The 16,282-nt window shown below is 68.8% G+C and carries 11 protein-coding genes and 1 pseudogene; 4 read left to right on the top strand and 8 right to left on the bottom strand.

Annotated elements, in window-relative coordinates; all coding sequences use genetic code 11:
- Together AC1DK9_RS08500 and lipB are read right to left on the bottom strand one after the other, a co-directional pair.
- Positions 1 to 226 (bottom strand): annotated as a pseudogene (locus AC1DK9_RS08500) (lipoyl synthase); the annotation flags it as partial.
- Complete coding sequence (gene lipB / locus AC1DK9_RS08495) at positions 223 to 891, bottom strand: lipoyl(octanoyl) transferase LipB (protein WP_476915610.1); 669 nt, start codon at positions 889 to 891, stop codon at positions 223 to 225. The pseudogene AC1DK9_RS08500 and the gene lipB, both read right to left, overlap by 4 nt.
- Before the next feature lie 107 nt (positions 892 to 998).
- On the opposite strand from lipB, the gene AC1DK9_RS08490 reads away from it, so the two are divergent.
- On the top strand, positions 999 to 2,759 hold the full coding sequence (locus AC1DK9_RS08490) for a serine/threonine-protein kinase (RefSeq protein WP_476915609.1): 1,761 nt from the start codon (positions 999 to 1,001) through the stop codon (positions 2,757 to 2,759).
- Between the two features lie 25 nt (positions 2,760 to 2,784).
- Here AC1DK9_RS08490 and AC1DK9_RS08485 read toward each other — a convergent pair whose 3' ends face one another.
- The gene (locus AC1DK9_RS08485; protein ID WP_476915608.1) at positions 2,785 to 3,678 is read right to left on the bottom strand and encodes a TIGR01777 family oxidoreductase; all 894 of its coding nucleotides are present in this window, start codon (positions 3,676 to 3,678) and stop codon (positions 2,785 to 2,787) included.
- 74 nt (positions 3,679 to 3,752) lie between these two features.
- Here AC1DK9_RS08485 and AC1DK9_RS08480 point away from each other — a divergent pair, with 74 nt between their 5' ends.
- Complete coding sequence (locus tag AC1DK9_RS08480; protein ID WP_476915607.1) at positions 3,753 to 7,304, top strand: S41 family peptidase; 3,552 nt, start codon at positions 3,753 to 3,755, stop codon at positions 7,302 to 7,304.
- Between the two features lie 70 nt (positions 7,305 to 7,374).
- On the opposite strand, the gene AC1DK9_RS08475 is transcribed toward AC1DK9_RS08480, so the two are convergent.
- From AC1DK9_RS08475 to AC1DK9_RS08455, 5 genes are all read right to left on the bottom strand, one after another.
- The gene (locus AC1DK9_RS08475; RefSeq protein ID WP_476860940.1) at positions 7,375 to 7,803 is read right to left on the bottom strand and encodes an OsmC family protein; all 429 of its coding nucleotides are present in this window, start codon (positions 7,801 to 7,803) and stop codon (positions 7,375 to 7,377) included.
- Between the two features lie 233 nt (positions 7,804 to 8,036).
- Positions 8,037 to 8,387, bottom strand: a complete 351-nt coding sequence (locus AC1DK9_RS08470; protein WP_476860939.1) for a hypothetical protein — start codon at positions 8,385 to 8,387, stop codon at positions 8,037 to 8,039.
- Between the two features lie 101 nt (positions 8,388 to 8,488).
- Positions 8,489 to 10,261: a 2-oxoglutarate dehydrogenase, E2 component, dihydrolipoamide succinyltransferase gene (sucB, locus tag AC1DK9_RS08465; protein WP_476860938.1), complete on the bottom strand. Its 1,773-nt coding sequence runs from the start codon at positions 10,259 to 10,261 to the stop codon at positions 8,489 to 8,491.
- 124 nt (positions 10,262 to 10,385) lie between these two features.
- On the bottom strand, positions 10,386 to 11,771 hold the full coding sequence (lpdA, locus tag AC1DK9_RS08460; protein ID WP_476860937.1) for a dihydrolipoyl dehydrogenase: 1,386 nt from the start codon (positions 11,769 to 11,771) through the stop codon (positions 10,386 to 10,388).
- A gap of 309 nt (positions 11,772 to 12,080) precedes the next feature.
- Entirely contained in the window at positions 12,081 to 13,607 is a 1,527-nt protein-coding gene (locus AC1DK9_RS08455) for a leucyl aminopeptidase (RefSeq protein WP_476860936.1), read from the bottom strand.
- Positions 13,608 to 13,936: 329 nt separating this feature from the next.
- Here AC1DK9_RS08455 and AC1DK9_RS08450 point away from each other — a divergent pair, with 329 nt between their 5' ends.
- Positions 13,937 to 14,875 carry a proteasome assembly chaperone family protein gene (locus tag AC1DK9_RS08450; RefSeq protein WP_476860935.1) on the top strand — a complete coding sequence of 313 codons (939 nt, stop codon included), beginning with the start codon at positions 13,937 to 13,939 and terminating at the stop codon, positions 14,873 to 14,875.
- A gap of 35 nt (positions 14,876 to 14,910) precedes the next feature.
- On the top strand, positions 14,911 to 16,242 hold the full coding sequence (locus AC1DK9_RS08445) for an MFS transporter (RefSeq protein ID WP_476860934.1): 1,332 nt from the start codon (positions 14,911 to 14,913) through the stop codon (positions 16,240 to 16,242).
- Positions 16,243 to 16,282: the final 40 nt, after the last annotated feature.

Here is a 16,282-nt window from a genome sequence, read left to right as displayed (position 1 = left end):
TCAGGAAGGTCGCTTCCTTGTCTTCCCAGCACTCGAAGATGTTCGGGCAGCCGGCCTCTTCACAGACGGTGTGCAGGCCTTCCTTCTTCACCAGGTTCTTGAGCTGGACGAACTCCGGGCCCATCTGGACCTTGGCCTTGATCCACTCCGGCTTCCGTTCCACCGGGGTGGCCGCATTCCGCTGCTCGATCCGCAGCATCTTCCGGCCTTCTGGTGCCAGTGTCACAGTAGGGCTCCTTCATGGGTTGCAACTAGGGCTTCTTCATTGTTGCGCAGTTCTTCGATGATCCGCGAAACGAGGTCCGCCGGGGCAACGTCCCGGCCGGTCTCTTGAGCGATCGTGGTGACGCCGGCGTCGGTGATGCCGCAGGCGATGATCTGGCCGTAGGGAGCGAGATCGTTGTTGCAGTTGATGGCGAAGCCGTGCATCGTCACGCCCTCGTGGACCCGGATGCCGATGGCGGCGATCTTGCGGTCCGGACCCTTCGGATCGGCCTCGATCCAGACGCCGGCCCGGCCCTTGATCCGGACGGCGTCGATGCCGTAGTCGGCGAGGACAGCGATCATGACGGCTTCGAGGCGCTCAACGTAGTCGCGGATGCCGGCCTTGTTCTTCAGCTTGATGATCGGGTAGCCCACCAGCTGGCCCGGGCCGTGCCAGGTCAGCTTTCCGCCGCGGTCAACGGCCACCACGGGCGTTCCGTCGAAGGGACGCTCGTGGTCCTCGGTACGCTTCCCTGCGGTGTAGACAGCGGAGTGTTCGAGCAGCAGTACGGTGCTGGGCGCGGTGCCGGCGAGGACTTTCTCGTGCAGTTCGCGCTGGATCTCCCAGCCGCGCGTGTAATCGATGAAGTCCGGGGCGAGACCCAGCTGTTGGAACTCAAGAGTCATGGAATCCAGCTTAGACCTCGGCTGTCACGCCGACCGATTCTGTGGTGAACCTCTCACGCCTGTGGATAACTTCTGCAGGGAAGTCGATGATCCGCTATTCATGAACCATGGAAGATTTCGAACGGTCCGCGCCCCGTGGTCCCGCACCGGCCCCGGAGGTTCCCGGGTACGACGTCGGGCGGCTGCTGGGCCGCGGCGGCACCGCCTCCGTCTGGCTCGCCACCGAGCGTGTGACGCGGCGTGACGTGGCGCTCAAGTGCCTGCATGCTGCCGGGCCGCCGGAGGAGCAACGGCGGGAACGGCGGCGGGCCGTGGACGCGGAAGAGGTCGTCCGGCGCGAGGTGCGCATCCTGTCCGCCCTGGACCATGAGCACCTCGTCAAGGCCCATGCCGTGGTGCGGGTGGGTTACGGAGCCGGCGGCGGGTCCGGGCTGGCGCTTGTGCTGGACTATGCCGCCGGTGGATCGCTGGCCGGACTGGTTGCGGCCCGCGGCTGCCTGACGCCGGGGGAGGCGGTCACGACCCTGACCCCGATCGCCCAGGCAGTGGCCTACCTGCACGCGAACGGCTTCACTCACGGCGACGTAGCACCGGGCAACGTGCTGTTCACCGCCCACGGCAAACCGCTGCTGGCCGACCTCGGCGTGGCGCGGATGGTGGCGGATCCGCGGGATGCCTCCGGCGCCGGCACGGACGGCTTCCGTGACCCGTCTCCGGTGGATGCTGTCCGTGCCGGACTGCAGCCCGAGCGGGACGTCTATTCCGTGGCGGCACTCGGCTGGTTTTGCCTCACCGGCCGGGCGCCGGAACCGGAGGACCAGCGTCCGCCACTGCCGCTGTTGGTCCCGGCGGTACCGCCGGAGCTCGCGGAGGCGCTCGAAGCGGGACTGCGCAGTGACCGGCGCGGGCGGCCGTCCGCTGCTGAGCTTGCCGACGCGGTTTTCCGCAGCGCCCCGGCGGCGCCGGTGGATCTGTCCGTGGCGGTGCATCCGACCGTGCTGCCGCAACTGCTGACCCGACGCTCCCTGCCCGCCGGTGCGCAGGAACGGCGGGCGGCGCGGCTGAGGGGCTGGTGGCGCCGTCTTGCACCGAAGGGACGAAGCGCGCGGCACGCATCGATTTGGATCCGACGCCAGGCGGAGGCCGTGCGGCCGGAGGCCCTGCGCCCGCACACCCGGCGGCCGGACACCCGGTCCCTGAAGGCCGGGGGCGTCAGGCGCCCGCCTGGCCTCCGGCGCTCGGGCTTCCGGGTGGCGAGCATCCGGGGTGCCGTGGCCGTGCTCATGATGACGCTGCTGTTCACTGCCGCAGGCGTCTTCGGGACGTTGCTGCTCGCCGGGAGGCTGGCGGCGGGGGAATGGGCCCCGGAGGTCCGGCCTCTGTCCGGTACGGCAGCCGGACCCGCTGAGGGCAAAGCTGCCGGCACGCACCCCGGCGCAGTGCCGGCAGAACTGCAGGAACTGCAGGAACTGCTCGAGGCGCCGCGGCCCGAAGACGCCGTGCGCGGACTCGCCGGCCTGCGTTCCTACGCCCTCAGCACCGGAAACATCGGTCTGCTGGAGCGGGTGAACGTGCCGGAGTCGCCTGCTGCTGCCGCCGACGCCGGCGTGGCTGCACGGCTGGCGGCGTCCGGCCACGTGCTCGACGGCTTCGAAACCCGCCTCAGCCTGGTCAAGCGCCAGCCTGAGAGCACAGCCGCGCGGGCCGTGCTGTCCCTCGTTGTGGCCTCGCCGCCCTACCGTGAGCGTGACGCTGCGGGAACGGTGGTCGCCAGGGCGGTCGCCGCCCCGCAACAGCGCCTTCGCCTGGTGCTGGCACCGGTCGATGGCCGCTGGCGGATCCAGGAAATCCTGCCTGCCGGGGGCTAGGCCGTCTGCAGCGGTTGGAAGCCGGTCAGTCCCGGCCCGCCACCCAGGCAGCGGCCTGGGCCAGCGAGGGGTGCTGCCACTGGAACCCGGCACCGGCCAGGGCGGCCGGCTCCATCCGCTGGCTGGCGAGTAGCAACTCGTTGGCCAGCTGTCCCATCAGGAGGCGCACCACGGGTGCCGGCACCCGGAGGACCGCCGGCCGGTGCAGTGCTTCGGCGAGGCGGGCGATCAGCGAGTTCACGTCCGCGCTCTCTGGGGCGCAGACGTTGACCGGTCCGGCCAGCGGTGCGGTCAGCAGGAAGTTGAAGGCGCCCGCCACATCGGGCAGCGTGATCCACGGCCAGTACTGCCGGCCATTGCCGAGCGGACCGCCCACGCCCAGACGCAGCAGCGGCAGGAGCCGGCCGAGGGCGCCCCCGCTGCGGCTCAATACGACGCCGGTACGGACCGTGACCACGCGGACCCCCGCCGGTGCCTCGTGGGCCGCGGCCTCCCAGTCGGCGCAGATCCGAGCGAGCACGCCGCTGCCGGCGGGCGCGTTCTCGCGCAGCACCGCCTGACCGGCGTTTCCGTAATAACCGGAGGCGGACTGGCTCAGAAAGACCGGAGGCGGGGTGTCCATCCGACCCATCGCCGCCGTCAGGGTCCGCGTCGGCCCCAGCCGCGAGTTGCTGAGCTCGTTGATCCGTCCCCGCGTCCACGGCCGGTCGCCGATCCCGGCTCCGGAGAGGTTGATAACGGCATCTGCGCCCTTGAGGGCCGTGTCGTCGATGCGTCCCGCCGCGGGGTCCCACTGGAACTCCGCGGGCGAGGCGGGTGGCCGGCGGACCAGGCTCGCGACGTCGTGGCCGCTGTCGCGCAGGGTGCTGGAAAGGGCGGTGCCGATCAGCCCGGAGGCGCCTGCTACAAGGATTCGCATGATCCATCTCACCATGCCCGGCACGGCAGGGAAACCTCCCCGGGGCAGGGAGGGGTTTTGACTATGATCTAACGATGACCTCTTCGAGCTACCTCCGTTTCCCGCATCTGCATGGCGATCTGGTCACCTTCGTGGCCGAGGACGACGTCTGGATCGCGCCCCTCGACGGCGGCCGGGCCTGGCGGGTCTCCTCGCTGCAGCTGCCGGCCCGCAACCCGCGGTTCACCCCGGATGGCAAGCGATTGGTCTGGACGGTGATCCAGGGGACGGCGCCGGAGGTTGTCACCGCGGACGTCGACGGCGGCGGGTACCGGCAACTCAGCTACTTCGGCCACAGCTCGACCCGGGTCAAGGGCTTCACTCCCGGCGGCGACGTCGTCGTCACGAGCGCCTTCCGGCAGGCGGACAGCCGGCTCACGCACGCCTACAGCCTCCCCGTCGCCGGTGGCTGGGCCGAAGAGCTGCCGTTCGGCCCGGTCGAGTCCGTGGCATTCGGCACCGTCGTGGGGGACGAACGGCCTGTCGTGCTTGCCAGCGTGCTCTCCCGCGAACCGGCCTGGTGGAAGCGCTACCGGGGCGGCGCCGCAGGCAAGCTCTGGATCGACGCGGACGGCAACGGAGAGTTCGAACGGCTCGCCTCCGAACTCGACGGCAACCTGACCGACCCGATGTGGGTCCGCGGCCGGATCGCCTTCCTCTCCGATCACGAGGGCTACGGCAACCTCTATTCCGTGCTGCCCAACGGTACGGACCTCCGCCGCCACACCGACCACGAGGATTTCTACGTCCGGCACGCGGCCACCGACGGCGAACGGGTGGTCTTCGAATCCGCCGGCGAGCTGTGGCTGCTGTCCGGCCTGGACGCCGACGCGGTCAAGCTCGACATCAGGCTGGGCTCCGCCTCGCAGACCCGCCGCTCGTCCGCGCTGAAGCCGTCCCGCCATCTGGGCGACGTCATCCCCGACCGCACCGGCGACTCCAGCGCCGTGGAGGCCCACGGCACCCTGCACTGGCTGCGGCACAAGGACGGACCCTCCCGCATCCTCGAGGCGACGCCGGGCGTCCGCGCACGCCTGCCGCGCCCCTTCGGCGCCAGCCAGGTCGCCTACATCGCGGACCACGAGGGAACCGAGTCGCTCTACCTCAAGCCCATCGCCGCACCCGTGCACGGCGGCCAGGCTGCAAGCAAGGAGCACGCTCCAGCGCAGGCGGCCGCCGCCGAGGCCGGGCAGGACGCAGACGGCGGCACGCCGCTGCCGCGGCCAGTCTCCGCCGCTGCCCTCGCACGTCCCCATGCCTCCGCCACCGTCGCTCCGGTGCCGGACGCCGCCGCGGCCCCGGACGCTGTAGTCGCCGCGGATGCCGCCGCCGATAGCTCCACTTCCGCTGCCGGATCCACGCCGGAGCAGGCCGACGCCGCAGAACTGACGCGGATCGATTTCCCGGCGCCCACCCGGGCCAGCTCGATGGAGGCCAGCCCGGACGGCAAGTGGATCGCCGTAGGCACCTCCTTCGGCGAGATCTTCCTCGCTGACACCCGCACCGGCGCCCTGACCTTGCTGAGCAGCATCGGCGAGGGCAGCATCGACGGCTTCAGCTGGTCTCCGGACTCTGACTGGCTGGGCTGGGCCGAGCCGGTCACCTCCTTCGGCTCCAGGACCCGGCTGCGCCTCGCCCAAATCGGGCGGGAAGCAACGGGCACGTCCACCACGACCGGGGCCGACAAGGCGGCGATCATCGACGTCACCGACGGCCGCTTCCGGGACGAGTCGCCGGCATTCACCCCGGACGGCAAGTTCCTGGCCTTCCTGTCCAACCGCAGCTTCGACCCGGTTTACGACGGGCACTCCTTCGACCTGTCCTTCCCGAGCCCGATCAAGCCCTACCTCGTGGCCCTGGCCGCGGACACTCCGTCCCCCTTCGGGCCAAGCGTCGCGCTCCCCGAAGACACCGCCGGCACCACCGACGCCGGAGCCACCGCGGACGCCGAGACCCCCGCGCCGGTCAAGGTCGACGCCGAAGGCCTCGCGCACCGCGTGATCAGCGTTCCGGTCCCGCAGGGCAACTACTCGGATCTTTCCGCGACCGCGGGTGCCCTGCTCTGGCTCGACCACGAGCTGACCGGCGTGACCGGCGACGGCCGGGCCAGCCTGGAGGACAAGGGCACGGCCCCGAGCCTGGTCCGCTTCGACCTTGCCAAGCGCCGGGCCACCACCATCGTGGACGCGCTGGACAGCTACCGGCTCACCGGCGACGGGGAAAAGGTCGTCCTGGTCCAGGACAAGCAGATCCGCGTCTCGCCCGCGGCGTCGAAGGCCGATGAGGAATCCGGCCAGCTGATCAAAGTGGACCTGAACCGCATCCGGGTCAGGCTGGACCCTGTCAGCGTCTGGGGCCAGGCCTTCGACGAGGCTTGGCGGCTGCAGCGCGACTTCTTCTGGACCGCGGACATGGCCGGCCAGGACTGGGATTCCGTGCACGCCCGCTACCGCCCGATCGTGGACCGGCTTGGGTCCCACGATGACCTGGTTGACCTGCTCTGGGAACTCCACGGTGAACTGGGAACCTCCCACGCCTACGTCCGCCCCGCCATGGTGACGGAGAACGGCAGCACCGGCCAGGGCCGCCTCGGCGCCGACCTCGCCTTCGCCGGCGGAGGCTGGGAAATCACCCGCATCCTGGCCGGAGAGTCCTCCGACCCGCTGGCCACCTCGCCGCTGACCCGGCCAGGCGTGGACGCCAAGGCCGGGGACGTGCTGCTGGCCATTGACGGCGTCGAACTCTCGGAGACACTCACCCCGGCCATGCAGCTGACCGGTTCCGCCGGCCGTGCCGTCGAACTGACCCTGCGCAACGGCGCCGGGCACGGCGCGGCGGCAGGGGAGCAGCGCCGCGTCGCCGTCGTGCCGGTCAAGGACGAGGAACGGCTGCGCTACCAGGAATGGGTCGCGTCCAACCGCCGGACCGTGCGGGAAGCGTCGCAGGGCACCTTCGGGTACCTGCACATCCCGGACATGGCCGCGAACGGCTGGGCCCAGCTGCACCGCGACCTGGACACCGAAACCTCCCTTGACGGCCTGATCGTGGACGTCCGCCGCAACCGCGGCGGCCACACCTCGCAACTCGTGGCCGAACTGATCGGCCGCAAGGTGACCGGCTGGAGCATGCCCCGCGGCGAACGTCCGCGCACCTACCCGCACCACGCCCCGCGCGGGCCGGTCATAATCCTCGCCGATGAGTTTGCTGGCTCCGACGGCGACATCATCACCCAGGTCTCCAAGCTGCGCGGGATCGGGCCGGTCATCGGCACCCGGACCTGGGGCGGCGTCGTCGGCATTGACAACCGTTTCGCCCTGGCGGACGGCACCGGGGTGACGCAGCCGCGTTACGCGACCTGGTTTGCCGGCGGGGTGGGCTGGGGCGTCGAAAACTACGGCGTTGCGCCCGACATCGAGGTGTCCTTCCCGCCGCACGCCTATGCGGCCGGGGCTGACCCGCAACTCGAATACGGCATCGGCGCGCTCAAGGAAATGATCCAGGAGCTGCCCACCGACCGACCGCCGCTGCGCGAGGGTTACCGCATGGTGCGGCCCGCGCCGCTGCCGGCCCGCGGCCAGTCAAACTAGCGCAGACACACATCGGCCCCCGCCCCGGAAGAGTCCGGAACGGGGGCCTTCGTGTGTCTGGGCCTGGCTGCTAGGCGGCCAGCGTGGCGTCCAGGGTGATCTCGATGCCGGTCAGGGCCGCGGAGACCGGGCAGCCCGTCTTGGCTTCCCCGGCGAGACGCTGGAACTCCTCTTCGGAGATGCCGGGCACCCGCGCGTTCAGGGTGAGGTGGCTGCCCGTGATGCCGGTGCCCGGTTCAAAGGTGACGTCGGCCTTGGTGTTGACCTCTTCGGGCGTGTGGCCGGCCTGCGCCAGGGCGTGGCTGAAGGCCATCGAGAAACAGGCCGAGTGCGCGGCGGCGATCAGTTCCTCGGGGCTGGTCTTGCCCTCAGCTGCTTCGGCGCGTGCCTTCCACGTGACGTCGAAGTTGCCGAGCCCGGAGCTGTCCAGGCTGGTGTTGCCCGCCCCCGACATCAGGTCGCCGTTCCATACAGTGTGTGCGGTGCGTGTTGTTGCCATGTCCACTCCTCAGCGTTGTTGAATCAGCGATCCGGCCGGCTGGCGGATCCTGCCGACTCCCATCCTAGGGATTGGGCCCCGCCGCCGCACCCGGTGTCCGCTGTCAGAGGATTGCCTCGACATCGCGTGACCGTGCGGATAGGGCTCCGCCGAGGAGGCAGGGGAGCGACTTAACGACGACGGCGACGCACCCTGTGCGGGTGCGTCGCCGTCGTCGTTGTGGTGGCCGGGGCCTACTGCCAGAGGGTGGCGATGGCGACGTTGAGCAGTGCCAGGCCGCCGACGGCGTGGGCGAGGCCCTTGCTGACGGGCTCGTCCTTCTTGTACTTGCGGCTTCCGATGAAGGCGAGCACGGCGACAACGAGGGCGATCACCAGTTTCAGGCCGAGCTTGGCGTAGTTGGCGTCCATGTTCAGGGCGGGGATGAGTCCCATCATCACGATGCCGGTGATGAGCTGCAGGACGGCGCCGTCGAACTGGCGCGGGTGCACGGTGGGCTTCTTCATCTGCGCGATCCAGATGCCCACAATCATGGCGGCGCCGATGATGTGCAGGAAAACCATGATGTTAAAGACGATGTTCATGTGACCTAGCTTAGCGACAAAGTGTCGGTAAAGCGCGAAGGACACCTTCCCTTCCGGAAAAGTGCCCTTCGCCCACCCGATTAGATGGGCCTGCCTAGGTCCTAGAGGCCGAGGTCCGCTTCGAACGCGCCTTCTTCAAGGCGTGCCTTCAGGGTCTGCAGGAAGCGACCTGCATCGGCGCCGTCCACCAGGCGGTGGTCGTAGGTCAGCGAGAGGTACATCATCGAACGGATGGCGATGGAGTCGTCGCCGTTCTCATCGGATACCACCACGGCGCGCTTGACGATGGCGCCGGTGCCGAGGATGGCCACCTGCGGCTGGTTGATGATCGGGGTGTCGAAGAGGGCGCCCACGGAACCGATGTTGGTGATGCTGAAGGTTCCGCCGGAGAGCTCGTCCGGACCGATCTTGCCGTTGCGGGTGCGGTCCGCGACGTCGGCGATCTTGCCGGCGAGGCCGGCCAGGTTCAGGTTGCCGGCGTCGGCGATAACCGGAACCAGCAGGCCCTTGTCCGTGTCCACCGCAATCGCCAGGTGCTCGGCGTTGTGGTAGGTGATCTCCTGCTTGTCCTCGTCGTAGGAGGCATTGACCTTCGGGTGCTGCTTCAGGGCCTCGGCGACGGCCTTGGCGATGAAGGGCAGGAACGTCAGCTTGGAGCCGTTCTGGGCCTGGAAGGAGTTCTTGGCCCGGGCACGCAGCTTCGCGACCTTGGTCATGTCCACCTCGTGCACCTGGGTCAGCTGGGTGGAGATGTCCAGCGACTCGCGCATGCGGCGGGCAATGACCTGGCGGATCCGCGGAGCCTTCTGCACGGTGCCGCGCAGCGAGGAGGCCGCAGGCGACGCGGCCGTCGATGCTGCCGGGGCTGCGGAAGACGCGGCCGGCGCGGAAGCGGCGGCAGCCGGAGCGGCCTTGGCCTCTGCCGCGGCCAGCACGTCCTGCTTGCGGATGCGGCCGCCGACGCCGGTGCCGGTCAGCGAGGAGATGTCCACGCCCTGCTGGTTGGCGAGCTTGCGAACCAGGGGAGTGACGTAGCCGGACTCGGCGCCAGCCGCGGCCGGAGCTTCCTGCTTCGGTGCTTCCTGCTTGGGAGCTTCCTGCTTAGGGGCCGGGGCGGGAGCGGGTGCTTCCTGCTTCGGGGCCTCCTGCTTGGGAGCCTCTTCCTTGGCGGCCGGGGCCGGAGCGGCAGCCGGAGCCGGTGCTTCCTGCTTGGGGGCTTCCTGGGCGGGGGCGGCAGCCGGAGCGGCGCCGGAGCCGATCACGGCGAGGACGGAGCCGACCTCTGCCGTTTCATCCTCGGCGACGCGGATTTCCTGCAGGGTGCCGGCGACCGGGGACGGGATCTCGGTGTCGACCTTGTCGGTGGAAACTTCCAGCAGCGGCTCGTCCACCTCAACCGTGTCGCCGACGCTCTTGAGCCAGCGGGTGACGGTACCTTCGGTGACGCTCTCGCCCAGGGCGGGAAGGGTGACTTCGTGGCCTTCGCCGGCGGGCGCGGCTTCCGCGGCGGGCGCCGGTGCCGCAGCCTCGGCAGCCGGTGCAGGGGTTTCGGCTTCCGGGGCCGGAGCCTCGGCAGCGGACGGCGATTCGGCGGGCGCTTCCTCGGCAGCCGGAGCGGCGGCCTCGGCGGAGCCGGAGCCGTCGCCGATGCGGACAAGCGGTGCTCCGACTTCAGCGGTCTCGTCCTCGGCGACGAGGATTTCCTCGATCACGCCGGCGATAGGAGAGGGGATCTCGGTGTCTACTTTGTCGGTGGAGACTTCGAGCAGGGGCTCGTCCACCTCTACCCGGTCACCGACCTGCTTGAGCCAGCGGGTGACGGTTCCTTCGGTGACGCTCTCACCGAGGGCGGGCAAGTTAACGGATTCAGACATGTCGTCCCCGTTCTCCTTATTGATCTTTAGTGCGGATGGTTGCTGCCTTGTTCGAGCTTAGTGCACCCGGATTTTCGGGCCGGGTGCACTAAGCACGGAGTTCTTGCGGTGCTGCGGCGGAACTTTAGCCGTGCAGCGGCTTGCCGGCGAGGGCGAGGTGGGCTTCGCCCAGGGACTCGTTCTGCGTCGGGTGGGCGTGGACCAGCTGGGCCACGTCCTCCGGGTATGCTTCCCAGTTCACGATCAGCTGGGCCTCGCCGATCTGCTCGCCCATGCGGGCGCCGATCATGTGGACGCCGACGACGGGGCCGTCCTTCTGGCGGACCAGCTTGACCAGGCCGGAGGTGCCCAGGATGGAGCTCTTGCCGTTGCCGGCCAGGTTGTATTCCTGGGTTTCGATCTGGTCGTCGCCGAACTTGGCCTTGGCAGCCTTCTCGGAGTAGCCGACGGTCGCGATTTCCGGCTCGGAGTAGGTGACCTTGGGGATGTTGACGTCTTCGACGACGACCGGCTTGAGGCCGGCGATTTCCTCGGCGACGAAGATGCCCTGCTGGTAGCCGCGGTGCGCGAGCTGGACGCCGGGGACAATGTCGCCCACGGCGTAGATGTTGCCGACGCCGGTGTGCAGGCGCTCGTTGGTGATAACGAAGCCGCGGTCGATGGTCAGGCCGGCCTCTTCGTAGCCGAGGTTGGCCGTGACCGGGCCGCGGCCGACCGCAACCAGCATCAGGTCGGCTTCGAAGGTCTTGCCGTCGACAAGGGTGACCTTGACGCCGTCGTCGTTCTGCTCAACGCCCTGGAAGAAGGTGCCGGTGGAGAACTTGATGCCGCGCTTCTTGAACGCGCGCTCGAAGGCCTTGACGATCGTTGCGTCCTCGTTCGGGACGAGGGAGGGCAGGCCTTCGATGATGGTGACGTCGACGCCGAAGGACTTCCAGACGGAGGCGAACTCGACGCCGATGACGCCGCCGCCGAGGATGATCGCGCTCTTGGGGATGAAATCCATCGTGAGGGCTTCGTCGGAAGTGATGACCTTGCCGCCGATTTCGAGGCCGGGCAGCGTGCGGGAGTAGGAGCCCGTCGCCAGGACAATGTTCTTGCCCTTGTACGCGGTACCGTTCACGACGACAGTATCGGTGCCCTGGAGCTTGCCCTCACCCTCGATGACGGTGATGCCCTTCTTGCCCTTGATGAGTCCCTGGAGGCCCTTAAACTTGCCGGCAATGATGCCGTCCTTGTAGGCGTTGACGGCATTGATGTCGATGCTGTCCAGGGTCACGTTGACGCCGTACTTGGCGGAATCACGGGCGTGGTCGGCCAGTTCCGCGGAGTGCAGCAGGGCCTTGGTGGGGATGCAGCCGTTGTGCAGGCAGGTGCCGCCGAGCTTTCCCTTTTCGATGAGGCCGACGGTAAGGCCAAGCTGGACGGCGCGGAGCGCAGTTGCGTAGCCGCCGCTGCCGCCGCCGAGTACCAGGATGTCGAATTCTTGCGCAGTTGCCTGATCGGCCACTAAAACGCTCCCTCGCGTGAACGATGACACGAGCGTACGCATCATCTGGTCTTGGAACTTCTCTGCCGTGATTATGCCAGCAGGCCGGTTCCCTTTCGTTTGGAATTACTTCTGTGAAGCTATTTGCTTTGAAACTACGGTTCACCTTAGCGAACCACTAATACATGCTCCACCTTGCCGTGGCGTTTGTGGAGCGCTTGTGTCCAGTGTCACGCGGCCTTGTGGCCGGGCTATCAGCCCCGGCCACAGGGCCGCGTGACCGGACGGTACTCCCTGACGCGCGGCTCCGGACGGCCGCCGCCGGTCGGCCTAGACGGCCTTGGCCAGGATGTCCTCGACGTAGGCCACCAGGGTGCGCACGGTGCTGCCGGTGCCCTGCTTGTGGTTGTAGCCGTAGGGGCTGCCGTTGTTGAAGGACGGTCCGGCGATGTCGATGTGGGCCCAGGGGATCTGCTCGCCGTCCTTGCCCTTGCCGACGAACTCGCGGAGGAAGACCGCCGCGGTCATCATGCCGCCGTGGCGTTCGCCGATGTTGGCGATGTCCGCGACCTGTGAGTCCAGGCTGGGGCGCAGTTCTTCGGGCAGCGGCATCGGCCAGACGAGTTCGCCGGCGCGGTCCGCCGCGGCCTTGAGTGCGCCTGTGACGGAGTCGGATCCCATGACGCCGGCGGTGCGGTCGCCGAGGGCGATCAGCTGGGCGCCGGTGAGGGTGGCGACGTCGATGATGGCGTCCGGGTACTCCTGGCTGGCGGCCACAATGCCGTCGGCCATGACCAGGCGGCCCTCGGCGTCGGTGTTCAGGACCTCGACGGTCTTGCCGCCGAAGATGGTCAGCACGTCGGCGGGACGCTGGGCGGCGCCGGAGGGCATGTTTTCCGCGATGCACAGCCACGCGGTGGCCTTGACCGGCAGGCCCAGTTCGGCGAGGGCCAGGACGGTGTTCAGCACGACGGCGGCGCCGGCCATGTCGGACTTCATCTCGCCCATGCCCAGGTGCGGCTTGAGCGAGATTCCACCGGTGTCGAAGGTGATGCCCTTGCCCACGAGCGCGATCTTGGCGCTTGCCTTGGCGGGGGCGTATTCGACCTTGACCAGGCGGGGCTGGCGAGTGGAGCCCTTGCCGACGCCGAGGATTCCGCCGAAGCCGTCCTTCTCCAGTCGCTTCTCGTCCCAGACGGTGACCTTGACCGGCAGGCCCTTGGCGAGTTCCTTGGCCGCGTCCGCAAACGTTTCGGGGTAGAGGTGGCTCGGCGGCTGGTTGACTAGCGAGCGGGTGGCGTTGACGGCCTTGCCGATCAGGGATGCGCGCTCCAGGACGGGGGCGAGGGCCTTGTCCGAGGCAAAGTCGGTAAGGATTCGTACGTTCTTGACCGGGTCCTTGAGGCCGTCCTTGGCGGAGCGGTACTCGTTGAAGGAGTAAGCGCCCATCGCGGCGCCTTCGGCGACGGCGGCAACGGCGCCCAGGTCCGGCGTCGGAAGCGCAAGGGTGACGGTGGCGACGCCGGCGAGCTGGCGGACGGCCGAGCCGGCCGCGCGGCGCAGTGCTTCCTCGGAGAGCGGAGTGCCGGCGGACACCTTGCCGACACCGGCAAGCACGAGGACGGAGGCGCCGGCTTCCGGCAGCCCGGGAAGGCGGTGCGCCTGGTCGGCGGCACCGGTGAGGCCAAGAACGCCTAGTGACTCGGCCAGCGCCTCGGCCGCCTTGGCCGTCAGCGGGTTATCCAGCAGCACGGGGCCGTCAGGGCCCTGTCCCACGCCCACGACAAGGGCGTCGGACGGGGACCTCTTCAAGTCTCCGGCGATCGCACTCAGTTTGACTTCGGTATTCTTGACCACGAGGACAGTCCTCAATTCTCTGTGATTTTTCGGCAGGAACTGCATGTTCGGCGCCCTGCCATGGGTACCTCAGCCACCGTCGCCATTGCACGCAATCCGGTGTCTGCAAGGCCATCTATCAGGCCAGTTCCGATCGTAGTCTCTCCCCGGCGCCGGAACTCAATTTAATGAGAGCTGGCACACAGTTCGCGCAGGAATTACCCCGGCCGAAGGTGCGTTGAAGCTCGTATAGGCACGTCGGAACCGGCTGCGCGGGCCGGCGCCCGCGTATGGTCCCGGCGCCCGCAGCGGCTTCGGCCGCTCACCTGCTACTGCGAAAGGAACACGTCGTGATGGAACGGATTTCCGGCTCCCTGCTGGACCCTGAAACGCTCTACGTCCGTGATGACGCGCTGTTCCGCAGCCCCGAACTGCGCGGGCTGAACCTGCTCATGGGCTTCACCGGCTTCGCCGATGCCGGCCACGTGGTCAGCCAGATCACCACGGAACTGCTGGACACCCTGGATTCCGAACTCGTCGCCGAGTTCGACGCCGACCAGCTGATCGACTACCGCTCCCGCAGGCCGCAGGTGAGCTTCGTCGAGGACCACCTGCAGGACTACCAGGCCCCGAGCCTCGCCCTTTACCGGTTGACCGACGGGCTGGGCAACCCGTTCCTGCTGCTGGCCGGGTTCGAACCGGACCTGCAGTGGGAACGCTTCGCCCGCGCCGTGGTCGGAATCGTGGAAGAGCTGGACGTCAACCTGGCGGCCTGGATCCACTCCATACCGATGCCGGTGCCGCACACCCGCCCGGTCGGCGTCACCGTGCACGGCAACCGGCCGGAGCTGATCGAGGGAATCTCGGTCTGGAAGCCCACCGTCGAGGTGCCTGCCGCCGTCGGCCACATCCTCGAGCTCCGGCTCGTCGAGGCTGGCCGGAACATCGCCGGCTACGTGATCCACGTTCCGCACTATCTGGCAGAGGCCGAATACCCGACGGCCGCCGTCGCCGGCCTGGAGTACCTGGGCGCGGCCACCTCGCTGATGCTCCCGACGGACCGCCTCCGCGAGGCGGGCCGGGAAGTCGGCCGCCAGATCGCCGAGCAGATCAACGCGTCCGAAGAGGTCCAGCAGGTCGTCTCCCGGCTGGAGACACGGTACGACGAGAAGGCCGAGGGGACCGTGCGCCGCTCCCTGCTTGCGGACGAGAATGATCAGCTGCCGAATGCGGATGCTCTGGGCGCCGCCGTGGAGGCCTACCTGGCCCGTAAAGAACCAGGCGAATAAATACTATTTATGACGGGCCGGGGCATAATAGGGGAGTGACCTCCCCCCGCGCCTGGCTGATCTGGATTATCGGGATCTTCGCGTACCTGGTGGCGGTCAGCCAGCGCACCTCCTTCGGCGTCGTGGGCCTGGAAGCCACCGCGAGGTTCCATGCCAGTGCCGCCGAAATCTCCTTCTTCACGGTGCTGCAGCTGCTGGTTTACGCGGCCCTGCAAATCCCGGTCGGGGTCCTGGTGGACCGCTTCGGTTCGCGCGCCATGATCGCCGGCGGCGCCCTGTTGATGGGCCTGGGGCAACTCCAGCTCGCGTTCGCCGTCAACATTCCCGGTGGTGTGCTGGGCCGCGTGCTGGTGGGCGCCGGCGACGCCATGACCTTTGTCTCCGTCATCCGGCTGATCCCGCTCTGGTTCGCTCCCGCCCGGGTGCCGCTGCTCACCCAGCTGACCGGTATGTCGGGCCAGCTCGGCCAGCTTTTTTCCGTGGTGCCGTTCGCGATGATCCTGCACTCGGCCGGCTGGACCCCGGCCTTCCTGACGCTGGCCGGCATGTCCGGGCTTGCCGTCGTGCTGGTGGTGCTTCTGCTCCAGGACCAGCCGCCCGGACATCCCGCGCCCGAACCGTCCCAGGGGCTGCGCGCCACCGGTGTCTCGCTCTCCCGGGCGTGGCGGCAACCGGGCACCCGGCTGGGGCTGTGGAGCCACTTCACCGTGCAGTTCAGCGGCACCGTCTTCGCCATGACCTGGGGCTACCCCTTCCTGATCTCCGCGCAGGGGCTCAGGACCGCAACCGTCTCGGCCCTGATGGCCCTGTATGTCGCGGCCGCGATCGCCGCCGGTCCGCTGATGGGCAGCTTCGTTGCCCGCCACCCGCTGCGCCGCTCCACCATGGTGTTGCTGATTTCCGGGGCCACGGCCGCGGCCTGGGCCGCGGTGCTGCTCCAGCCCGGCCGGTCGCCGTTGTGGCTGCTCGCCGGCCTCGTGGTGGTCCTGGCCATCGGCGGGCCGGGGTCGATGATCGGCTTCGACTTCGCCCGGACCTTCAACCCGGCGCACCGGATCGGGACCGCCACCGGCATTGTGAATGTGGGCGGCTTCATCGCGGCACTGCTGTCCATCTTCCTGATCGGGGTGGCCCTGGACGCGCTGCACCTGGCCGGGTTCTCGCCGGCAGGCCTCTACAGCCTCGGCGCCTTCCGGATCGCCTTGAGCGTGCAGTTCCTGCTGCTGGCGGTGGGCGCCGCGGCCATCCTCATCACGAGGCGCAAGGTGCGCCGTCAGATGGCCGCGCAGGGCGTCATTGTGCCACCGCTGCTGAAGGCCCTGGCCCAGCAGCGCCGGCTGGTCGCGGAACGCCGCCGCACGCCCTGACGGACTTGTCCACATAGGGGAACTCCCGGGCTGACGCGCG

The organism is Arthrobacter sp. 01T414 (assembly GCF_056398965.1).
This window is presented reverse-complemented; position numbering and strand designations above follow the sequence as displayed.

Bases quoted from the DNA above. Each gene is read 5' to 3' on its own strand.
- AC1DK9_RS08480 (WP_476915607.1), top strand. From the start codon at position 3,753: ATGACCTCTTCGAGCTACCTCCGTTTCCCGCATCTGCATGGCGATCTG.
- AC1DK9_RS08490 (WP_476915609.1), top strand. From the start codon at position 999: ATGGAAGATTTCGAACGGTCCGCGCCCCGTGGTCCCGCACCGGCCCCG.
- lipB (WP_476915610.1), bottom strand. From the start codon at position 891: ATGACTCTTGAGTTCCAACAGCTGGGTCTCGCCCCGGACTTCATCGAT.
- AC1DK9_RS08475 (WP_476860940.1), bottom strand. From the start codon at position 7,803: ATGGCAACAACACGCACCGCACACACTGTATGGAACGGCGACCTGATG.
- AC1DK9_RS08470 (WP_476860939.1), bottom strand. From the start codon at position 8,387: ATGAACATCGTCTTTAACATCATGGTTTTCCTGCACATCATCGGCGCC.
- AC1DK9_RS08485 (WP_476915608.1), bottom strand. From the start codon at position 3,678: ATGCGAATCCTTGTAGCAGGCGCCTCCGGGCTGATCGGCACCGCCCTT.
- sucB (WP_476860938.1), bottom strand. From the start codon at position 10,261: ATGTCTGAATCCGTTAACTTGCCCGCCCTCGGTGAGAGCGTCACCGAA.